9 protein-coding genes and 2 pseudogenes are annotated in these 9,034 nt (G+C 68.0%); 4 read left to right on the forward strand and 7 right to left on the reverse strand.

From position 1 onward, the window contains the following. Positions 1–354: 354 nt before the first annotated feature. Positions 355–561, forward strand: a pseudogene (locus PH203_RS49350) (transposase); the annotation flags it as partial. A gap of 132 nt (positions 562–693) precedes the next feature. Continuing rightward, complete coding sequence (locus PH203_RS49355; RefSeq protein WP_289929489.1) at positions 694–1,614, forward strand: Rieske 2Fe-2S domain-containing protein; 921 nt, start codon at positions 694–696, stop codon at positions 1,612–1,614. Positions 1,615–1,690: 76 nt separating this feature from the next. On the opposite strand, the gene PH203_RS49360 is transcribed toward PH203_RS49355, so the two are convergent. After that, entirely contained in the window at positions 1,691–2,221 is a 531-nt protein-coding gene (locus tag PH203_RS49360; RefSeq protein ID WP_289929490.1) for a hypothetical protein, read from the reverse strand. 96 nt (positions 2,222–2,317) lie between these two features. After that, entirely contained in the window at positions 2,318–2,647 is a 330-nt protein-coding gene (locus PH203_RS49365; RefSeq protein WP_354671333.1) for a tyrosine-type recombinase/integrase, read from the reverse strand. A gap of 561 nt (positions 2,648–3,208) precedes the next feature. On the opposite strand from PH203_RS49365, the pseudogene PH203_RS49370 reads away from it, so the two are divergent. Further along, positions 3,209–3,409: pseudogene (locus PH203_RS49370) on the forward strand (acyl-CoA dehydrogenase); the annotation flags it as partial. Here PH203_RS49370 and PH203_RS49375 read toward each other — a convergent pair. Continuing rightward, positions 3,385–4,635 (reverse strand): hypothetical protein, encoded by a 1,251-nt coding sequence (locus tag PH203_RS49375; RefSeq protein ID WP_289929491.1) that lies wholly within the window; start codon positions 4,633–4,635, stop codon positions 3,385–3,387. The pseudogene PH203_RS49370 and the gene PH203_RS49375 sit on opposite strands and share 25 nt — an antisense overlap. A gap of 635 nt (positions 4,636–5,270) precedes the next feature. On the opposite strand from PH203_RS49375, the gene PH203_RS49380 reads away from it, so the two are divergent. Beyond that, on the forward strand, positions 5,271–5,912 hold the full coding sequence (locus PH203_RS49380; RefSeq protein WP_289929493.1) for an IS5 family transposase: 642 nt from the start codon (positions 5,271–5,273) through the stop codon (positions 5,910–5,912). Here PH203_RS49380 and PH203_RS49385 read toward each other — a convergent pair. The 4 genes from PH203_RS49385 to PH203_RS49400 all read right to left on the reverse strand — a co-directional run bounded on the left by PH203_RS49385 (position 5,869) and on the right by PH203_RS49400 (position 8,567). After that, entirely contained in the window at positions 5,869–6,327 is a 459-nt protein-coding gene (locus tag PH203_RS49385; RefSeq protein ID WP_289929494.1) for a hypothetical protein, read from the reverse strand. The genes PH203_RS49380 and PH203_RS49385 overlap by 44 nt on opposite strands. A 29-nt stretch (positions 6,328–6,356) precedes the next feature. After that, a complete protein-coding gene (locus PH203_RS49390) occupies positions 6,357–6,554 on the reverse strand; it encodes a hypothetical protein (RefSeq protein ID WP_289929496.1) in 198 nt (65 codons plus the stop codon). Between the two features lie 167 nt (positions 6,555–6,721). Beyond that, positions 6,722–7,015: a hypothetical protein gene (locus PH203_RS49395; RefSeq protein ID WP_289929497.1), complete on the reverse strand. Its 294-nt coding sequence runs from the start codon at positions 7,013–7,015 to the stop codon at positions 6,722–6,724. A gap of 64 nt (positions 7,016–7,079) precedes the next feature. Then, on the reverse strand, positions 7,080–8,567 hold the full coding sequence (locus PH203_RS49400) for a hypothetical protein (protein ID WP_289929499.1): 1,488 nt from the start codon (positions 8,565–8,567) through the stop codon (positions 7,080–7,082). Positions 8,568–9,034 lie beyond the last annotated feature (467 nt).

The raw sequence follows: 9,034 nt of genomic DNA on the forward strand, positions 1-9,034 counted from the left end.
TGCCCGCACAGCGCGTGGAAGCAGGAAGCCTCCGGAAGGGTCAGACGACCCAGGCTGGAATCCCTGGACTTTAGGCCAGGGAGCACGTCAAGCAGCAGATAGGACAGGCCCGCCTGCTGGCGCAGTGCCTGAGCCCGCTGACCGCTGCCCGGCGGGCGGGACGGGAATGTCTGGCGGGCGGGGGTGGTTGTGGAAGGCGTGGTTGTGAAGGGGACAGAGTCCCCGGGCCTCACCTATTGCCTGCAGGGACGATCGTTCGGCTGAAGCCCTGCAGAGCCTTTCGCCGCGTAGGCGACCGCCCTTCACATCCACACTCTGCGTACGCGGTCCCCGGCGGCTACATCGCCGGGGGCGCGGCGTTTTGTGGCGCCTGTGTCTGGGTGGGGACAGGCGTCGGGCTGCTGGCGCAGGTCGAGGAAGCAGCGCAGCGGCACGCAGTGCGGCATCCCCGAAGAGGTCGGTCAAGTCGAGAAGCGGCAGTCGGCCTTGGACATGATCGACGAGACGAGGTCGTGGGGCATCGAGGTTCCCCTCGTCGTCGCTGACGGCGGCTACGGCGATGGCCTGTCACCGCGACATCCCCACAGCGATACCGACCTGACCAAGCACTACTAGCATCTACGTATGCCATTACGTCGCAGTCATGACAACTTAGCCGCTCTGCCACGCGATCCCCGGGCCGACCAGTATCCGATGCCGACTGTGCCGTACGGCTGGTACGCGGTGGCGCGCAGCCACGAACTGCGGCCGGGCAAGGTCGTCAGCCTGCACTACTTCGGGCGGGCGCTCATCGCCTTTCGGGGAGCCGACGGCCGGGCAGCGGTACGGGACGCGTACTGCCCGCACTACGGCGCGCATCTCGGCGCGGGCGGGAGGGTCGTGGACGGCACGGTGGAGTGCCAGTTCCACGGGTGGCGGTTCGGTGCCGACGGCCGGTGCGTGGAGGCTCCGTTCGCGCTGCGTACTCCCAAGGTCTCTCTCGACGGGTTCCCGGTCCGCGAGCACAGCGGGCTTGTCTTCGTCCACGCCGGGCCGGGTGAGCCGTCGTGGGAGGTGCCGGAGATCCTCGAGGCAGGATCGAAAGAGTTCGCTGCGCCCATCGACGACACCTGCCGGGCTCGTGTCCACATTCAGGAGATGCGCGAGAACATCGTCGACGAGTCCCACTTCCACTTCATCCACGGCCAGAGCGAACCCCCTGTCCAGGACTGGCGGGCGGACGGCCCGTTCGCCGAGGCTCGCGGCCGCATCTCCCGCCGCGTCCTGGGTCGGGTCATCGACAACACCTTCGACGCGTTCATGTACGGGCCCGGCGTCATGGTGGTGCGTACCCACGGCCCCGTACTGTCGGTGACCGCCGTCGCACTCAGCACTCCCGTTGACGACCGGACCAGCGAACTGCGGATGCTGTACTACATCCGCAAACCGGTCCGGCTGCCGATTCTGACCCCCCTGGCCAAGCTCGTCTTCCGCATGGCGGCCTTGGACGAGGTGCGCAAGGAGGTCGGGATCTGGGACCACAAGATCCACCAGGCGCGCCCCGTCCTGCTTCCGCATGAGAAGGGCATCAAAGCGTTGCGCCGCTGGTACACGCAGTTCTATCCGGTCGACTGACAGATGGGTCGATCGATGGGTCTGGTGGCGGTCTGCGTGGAGGTCGCTGTGCTCGGCATAGTCGATGGCGTGTGGCCTATCCGGCCCAGGGGCTTGGCCCTTGTCGGAGGACGACCAGCCCGCGGTCCTCGTCGGTGGGCCAGAGGTCGATTTGGTAGAGGAAGTGGTCGCCGGGGCCGCCATTCGTGTCGACGGCCGGCGGCTCAGAGGGGATGTAGGAGACCCGGGCTCGCAGCAGGCCCGCGGGAACGGCCATGCGCGGGCCATTCTCTGGGTGGATTCCTGGGCTGGACACGGTGAGTTGACCTGTCGGGGCTGCCAGATCGGCCTCGACGATGTGCTCGGCCGTCGGGTCCGTCGTCGGCGTCGACGTGTGGACGGCGATCAGTGACTCGACCATGTCGTCCCGGGCGGTGCCGACAGAGATCGAGTGAGGTTCTACTCCGATGCGATGAACATGAACTGCTTCCTCGGTCCAGCCGGCAGGCGGCAGGTCAGGGTCCATCGCGTGTTCGGCAATCCAGGCGTCGTAGGGCTCAAGGTCTTGGACATAGAACTGCCCGTGATCGGCATCGATCAGGAACTCCAGCGAAGCATCATCGGCCACGACGGCAGGTTATAGGAGCGCACGAGACCCGCTGACCTGGGGCGTCGGCTCCCAAGCCCCTGGCGTGACCCTGCGGGTTCGCACACCGCTCACGTCTCACAGGCGGTCGAGGAAGGCGAGGACTTGGTCCGTCGGCTGGTAGCGGCCTGGCATGGCGGTGACTGGCGCGATCAGGGCGAATGCCTTCTCCTTGATGGTCATGTCGGCGTGGACGTAGGCGTCGGCGGAGCGGACGCCGGCGTGGCCGAGCCAGAGCGCGATGACGGTGGTGTCGACGCCAGCCTGCAGCAGCGACATCGCGCAGCCGTGCCTTAGGACGTGCGGATGGATGCTCTTGTCCAGCATGGACGGGCAAGCCTCCGCGGCGGCATGCGCGTGGATGGCGGGACGGCGTCGCGGCTGAGGCGCTGTCCGGCGCGAGTACAGAACAGGGGTCGCCGCGGTGCCCGGCGCGTTCGTTCAGTAGCTGTTGTCTTTCCGATCCTGAGAGATGCGCGTCGAACGGGAGTTCCCGATTGGTGATCGCGGGATGCAGGGCGCATATGGGCGGGGCCTCCTGAACAGCTCGTTGGTGTCGAATCATCGAGCAGCAGGAGGCCCCGGTGCCGCAGCGTGCACCCGCCTGCGGTGACTCGGATCCGCGCCCCTCCGTCAGGAAGCCAGGGGCACGGCCCGTGCCCGCGTGGAGGAACTCGGGGCAGAAAACGCTGAGTTGACCGCGCGGCTGGAGGAAGAGCGGGTGGTGCTGTCCCGGCTTGTGATCACGCGGGAGACGGTCGCCGAGCTGATGGCTGAGACCTCTTGCGAGGAGACCGAGGCCGGGGCGGCAGTCCCGCTTGCTGCACAGACTGTGTCGTCGCCGTACGCGGGGGTGGAAACGCGAGTGGTCGGGGTGCTGACCCTGCCACCGTGGCAGCCTGCCTCCAATCGCCTTCTGCGATGTCCACTTCCAGATACCGCCTACATAGCCAGGCGTACATGTGCGCGGCCATGGAGAACATCCAGGTCCACGGCGGCATCGGCTTCACCTGGGAGCACCCCGTCCATGTGGACTTCCGGCGCGCCAAGTCCTCCCAGCTCCTCTTCGGCGGCGCGGCCTCCGCGTACGGAAGCCGACCGCGGGAAAAGGATCGGTGTTGCTGGCGGGGGTCAGGCCGGCCGGATCAACGCGGGCCGGACAGGACGTGAGCGGTACTGGGCAGGCTCTTGGTGGATGCGGCCGTGGCCTTCTTCGGAGTGGCGGTGACCATGGCGGCGCCGTCCTTGCAGTGGTCGGCCTTCTCCGCCGCCGTCATGGGGCGGGAGACCCAGTCGACGACACCCATCTCCTGCGGGACGGGGCCGGTGGCGACGAAGTCACGGACGTACCAGACGTAGTGACCCCATTTGCGGTCCTTGTACGTCACCGTGTACTCACCCCCCGCGGTCTGCATCTTGGTGTTCCGGTTGACCCAGCCGACCTCCCCGGCCGGGACGGTGAGGTCCGTCTCGTCGGAGACCCTGCTCTCCCAGCTCCACTCGTGTCCGTAAGTGGTCGAGAAGCTGAGGGTGTACTCCCCGCCGACCAGGGAATTTCCGAACTTGTAGCTGGCTCCCAGCTCGACGCTGAGCGAGTTCTTGCCGCCGGTCGTGTCCCACCAGCTCATCTTCTTCTGCTGCTCGATGCTGGTGCAGTTGAACGCGCGGGCCACCTCGTGGACACCGCCGTAACTGTAGGTGACGTCGCCCTTGTGCTCGAACTTGCAAGTAGCGATCTTCTCGTCGCAGTCCGCGAAGAGCTGGGCGGCGGTAGGCGACTCCGCGTAGTTCCACTGGATGGAGCTGGTCCTATTGTCCACACCGTCCCCGACCGAGCGCTGACCGCCGATCTGCCAGCTGGTGGAGTCGCCCTCCAGCCCGGGGTCGGCGAAGTGCCGGGCCTGGCAGTCGTTGAAGGTCTGGTACGAGCTGATGGCGTCGTTGAACTCGGCGGGCACCTGGTCGACCTGGAAGCCCGGCCCGTCGGGGGTGCACTTGCTCTCGGCGGTGAAACTCATGGACTTGCCCGTGTGGTTCGCGTCGAGGTACTCGGTGCCGATGACGACGGACGACTCCGCGGCCGGCTCCGCATCGGCCCGCAGCTCGGCGGCGGTGCCCGCAACGTCGATCTTCTTTCGGAAGGCCGGGTTGGCGACGGCTGTGCGGACGTCCAGCGGAGCGTCCTTGACCCGGCCGTCGGTGGCTGCCGCGATGGCCGCCCGATAAGTCGGGAAACATTGCACGGGACCGCCGGATATATCGACGGTGCAATGTGATCCGGCTGCCTCCGAACCGGGCTCGGTGATGGTCGCTAAGGCCGTGATCGGCACGGTCAGGGCCAGCACACTGGTGCCCGCCGCCGCAATGATCACGGTCTTCTTGGAACGGCTCTTCATGCGGTGCTTCATCTGCGGTTTGCCTCTTCGGGGCCAGGGGATCGCCGACCAGCCGCACAAGCAATGACTGGGCCAGTGCTTACGGACAGGGAGGCTAGTTCAGCGAATCACGAGGCTTCTGGGGCTTGAGGGAAATCTGAGGTGCCTGGTACCAAGTCGGCGCGTCATCAGCCTCGGGCTGCGTCGCCGAGAAGAGCCTTCGCGATGAGGAGCCGCTGTCGTACCGAGCAACGGAGCTGCGGATCGAACGGGGTTCCTGATCGGATGATCTTGGGGTGGCCGCCGCATGAGTCAGGGCCTCCTGAGCAACTCGGGGGCACCACACCGTCCGAGCATCAGGAGGCCCTGTTGCCGCAGCTGTATGCCACCGCGGAGGCGGAGTCCGGTTTGGTCACCGGGACGTGTGACTGTCTGGCTCCCCGGTTCGGAAACGCCGCGGACAACGGGATCCGTGAGCGCCGCTGTCCGACGGACATGACGGACGAGGAGTGGGCCGTGGCGCGGCCGCTGCTGCCGGTGCCGGGCCGGCTGCGCGGCCGGGGAGGGCAGCCGGAGGCATACAGCCACCGGGCGATACTCGATGCGACCCGCTACCTGGTGGACAACGGCCGGACAACGGCATCAAGTGACGGGCGATGCCCGCCGACTTCCCGCCGTGGGACCGCGTTTACGCCTTCTTCCGCCGCTGGCGCGACCACGCCCTGGTCAAGGAGTTCCACGACCGGCTGCGCGCGAGGGTCCGCGAAAGGCTGGGGCGGGAGGCGGAGCCGACGGCCGGGGTGATCGACTCGCTGTCGGTCAAGGCGGACGCCATCGTCGGCGCCGACAGCCGCGGCTTCGACGGCGGCAAGCATGTCAACGGGCGCAAGCGTCATGTCGCGGTCGATATCCTCGGCCTGCTGCTGGGCGTGATGGTCACCGCCGCGGACACCGGCGACCGCACCGCCGCCCAGGTCCTGCTGCGACAAGTCGCCGACGCGCACCACCGTCTCGCCCTCATCCGGGCCGACGGCGGCTACACCGGCAGCCTCGTCGAGTACTGCCTGGCCGCGCTCGCCCTGGCGCTGGCGATCGTCAAGCGCAGCGACGACCGGAAGGGCTTCGTAGTGCTGCCCAAACGGTGGATCGTCGAGCGGTTCTTCGCGCACCTGATGCGCAGCCGCCGCCTGGCACGCGACTTCGAGCGCCGCACCACCAGCGCCGAGGCGATGATCTACTGGTCGATGACGCTGCTCATGACCCGCCGCCTGGCCCGCTCAGACTCTGGGCGAGCGTGAACCGGCCCGGCGTCGGCTCGGCCAGCCAGCCGCGCGCGACCAGGCGTTTCGCCTTCGACCGCAACGCCTCCACCCGTGTCGGCACCACGTCCATGCCGAACGCTGCGGCCATCTCCTGGCAGGTCAGCGGCCCTTGATGGAGTCGGAGACGGTCCGCAAGCGTCTGCAGGATGCGCTGGTAGTCCACCGACAGCACCGACCAGGCCAGCCCCTCACGCCACATGGGCACCTGCGACTTCGGCTTCGCCGCATCCCGGGGCGCCGACCGTGTGTCCGCAAGCGACGTCTCCCGTTCGCGGGCGCCCACGAAGCTGTTGCTCAGGATGCCCAGCCTGCAGCTTCCGCGCAGCCCTCGCACATAGCCGATCAACTCCTCGTTCGGCGTCCCCGGATACTCGGCCCAGAGATCAGCCATGAAAGCTTCAACCTGGGGAGTGGCAAGACCTAAACGGTCGCCACCTGCTCGTGCACCTCGCGCTCGCTGATGCTTTCGATACTCCCAGCTCGCCACATGTCGCGCATCCGCTCATGGACAGTGCCCAGTGGCAGCTCCAACCGCTCCTCCCACCGTGGCACCCGTCCCGTTTCCGGCGTGATCTCCAGCACGCCACCGATGTCGAGAATGACGCAGGTCGCGGGCACGCGAACTCCCCCTCTTCGTCCTGGACCAGCGAGCACAGATCGCCCGCTCATGTGATCGACAGAGGCACTGTCGTTTCTCCCTCCGGGGCAAGGTCAAGCGATCTTCGAAGCTTGTGACAGGCCTGTCGCAACCCGTCGGCCCGACTCGCCTCAATCAGCAGGTGCCTTCAAAACTCGTGGCGATCCGTGAAGCCGTCGACCGGACGCTGCTGTCCAAACCCGTCGACAAACGCTGTCGCAAGAAGTGATCGAAGCCAGAGGTCCTGGGGGCCGCCGCCGATGCGGACTGGTTCTGCCTCAGTTCCGCCGCTGAGTTCGGCGCCCATCTCCGGGGCGAGGGTGTGGGTGCCTTCTGCCTCGGCGGTGATGCGATCGTCTCGGGCGCCGGCGGTTGTTGCTTTGTCTGCGGCGCCGACTGTGCCGTCGCCTTCGTCGGCGGGCTCGGCAAGGCCGCGCACCATCGGGGGTGGTTGTGCGTGGCCTGCTGAGCGGGCGCGCTGCGGCTGGTCCTGGCCGCGAGGGTCTCTATGTCCTGACTTCGCCCTTCGTCAGCAGCCACTCCTCGTGCACGGCGCCCAGGGGGATTCGTGTCTGGAAGACGGGCGTGCCGAAGATGGAGAGCTGCAGGTTGAGTGTGCCGTTCAGGTCGACTCCGCCGTACAGGGCCCAGGAGCCGGAGGCGGAGCCGGCTCCGTTTGCCGAGCCCCCGGCTGTCGCGTTGGATTCGGCGCGGAGATAGGGGGCGAGGTCGGCGGTGACGCCCACCGTGCCGTAGAGGCCCACGGTCGCCTCGGCGCCCATGGCGGCCTTGACGTCACCGACGGCGGTGACCGTCGCCTTGAGGGGCTGACCGCTCATGTGGGATTCGCTGATGCCGCGCCAGCCCTTGGCCCAGGTGAAGTTCCCGCCTACGCGGAAGTCTCCCTTGAGGTCCTGTTCGGCGTCGACCGTGACGCGGCCGTCGGCGTCCACCCGGAAGTAGCAGACGAGATCGAGATTGACGACGATCGGGACCGGGCCGACCTGGATTACGGGGTCGGCGTGCAGTTCGGCGAAGGGGATGCGGATCGGCTTGCCGTTTGTCGTGCCGGCCGCGCGGCCCCTGAGCTGCCACTGGGAGGTCCACTCGCCACTCAGCCCCAGGAACGCGCCGCTGGGCGAAGAGCTCGCGGCGGCGCGGGAACCGTCGTAGGAGAAGGCGACCTCGGGGGCCAGTTGGACAAAGCCCTCAAGCGATGCGGCGGCCGAGGCGGGGGCACCTGCGGCGGTCTTGACAGCGGTTGTGACGTCGATGCGGAGGCTGCCCAGCGGGAGCTTGGCGCCCTCGGGTCCGAAGGTGAGGTCGCCGGTCTTCGCCCAGGAGACCTTCACGCCCTCGACGAGCGGCTCGACCTTCAAGGTGGACGGGTCGACGGGGACCGCACCGTCCGCCTTGCTCTGGCCCAGGACGGAGTTCAGCTTGGCGGGCTCGGTCTGGACGGTCGCACTCCCGTCCGCCGCGGTGCCGACGATCTCTGTCACCTTGGCCAGTACGCCGTCGGGGGCGCCGGGGGCGGGGGCGCTGGCTATGACGTCGCCGACAGCCACGGCGGTCTTGGAAGTCGCGCCGCCCGAGCCTGCGTCGTGGGGAACGCCGGAGGCGGTGGGCGAGGAAGCGGGCGTTGTCGACGGGGTTGGTGACGGTGCCGTGCCCGAGCCGGAGGGCGGTGCCGCGATGACCGCCCGGCCGCTCTTCCTGTCGTACGACGCGACCTTGAGTGCGGATTTCCTGGCCTGGGCCTGGTCGGGCGTGTTCGCGGCGGCCACGGCGGTCGGGGTGGCGGCGTCACCGGTCGGGGCGGAGACGACCGCGAGTTGCTCCTGGTCGGTGCCGGCCTTTGAGGCTTCGGCCGTCGAGGCGGCTGCCTCGCCGGTGGTGGCGGGGGAGTGGGCGGAGCAGCCGGTGGCCAGCAGAGCCGCGACGGTGATCGTCGACAGGGCCGAAACCAGGGCATGTGCTCTGAGCTTGTGCACGCGTGAGTCCTCGGGAGCGGTGGCAGGGGGTGTGCTTCGGGAGGGAATGGCGCAGTGGCATGGCGCAGGTGCCAGGCCGCTATTCCGGTGAGCGGGTACGAGAGGGGGGCGTGGTCGGGCGGCGCGGCTGTCCTCGTGACAGTGCGCGATGGTTATTACCTGTCAGTAAGTGCGCATGAGCATGCCAGGTTGACGGCGCGGCAGGGGCCACTTCTCCTCTGGCCGCAGGGTGACGTGGAGCACATGCATCTGTGGGTCAACTGGCGCTCGGGAAAAGGGCGTTGGGTGGTCGACCACTGTCCTTGGCAGCCGCTGTCGCCGGTGCGGAGCTGAGGGGGCGGTCAGGGTTGCGTCCACGGAAGCAATCCTGGCTTTCGTCGGCTCAGGTCAGCGATCCAGCGCACCTTCGGTGCACGCCGGGGGGCGTGGTAAATCCCGTGGCGCGCGCCGGAGGTGCTTCTGTCTGC

Origin of the sequence: Streptomyces sp. S.PB5, assembly GCF_030403745.1 — a bacterium.
GTDB lineage: Bacteria > Actinomycetota > Actinomycetes > Streptomycetales > Streptomycetaceae > Streptomyces.

What these genes read in the sequence shown, in the direction of transcription:
- PH203_RS49385 (WP_289929494.1), bottom strand. Translation starts at nt 6,327, where the DNA reads ATGGCTGATCTCTGGGCCGAGTATCCGGGGACGCCGAACGAGGAGTTG.
- PH203_RS49395 (WP_289929497.1), bottom strand. Translation starts at nt 7,015, where the DNA reads ATGGTGCGCGGCCTTGCCGAGCCCGCCGACGAAGGCGACGGCACAGTC.
- PH203_RS49355 (WP_289929489.1), top strand. Translation starts at nt 694, where the DNA reads ATGCCGACTGTGCCGTACGGCTGGTACGCGGTGGCGCGCAGCCACGAA.
- PH203_RS49375 (WP_289929491.1), bottom strand. Translation starts at nt 4,635, where the DNA reads ATGAAGAGCCGTTCCAAGAAGACCGTGATCATTGCGGCGGCGGGCACC.
- PH203_RS49380 (WP_289929493.1), top strand. Translation starts at nt 5,271, where the DNA reads ATGCCCGCCGACTTCCCGCCGTGGGACCGCGTTTACGCCTTCTTCCGC.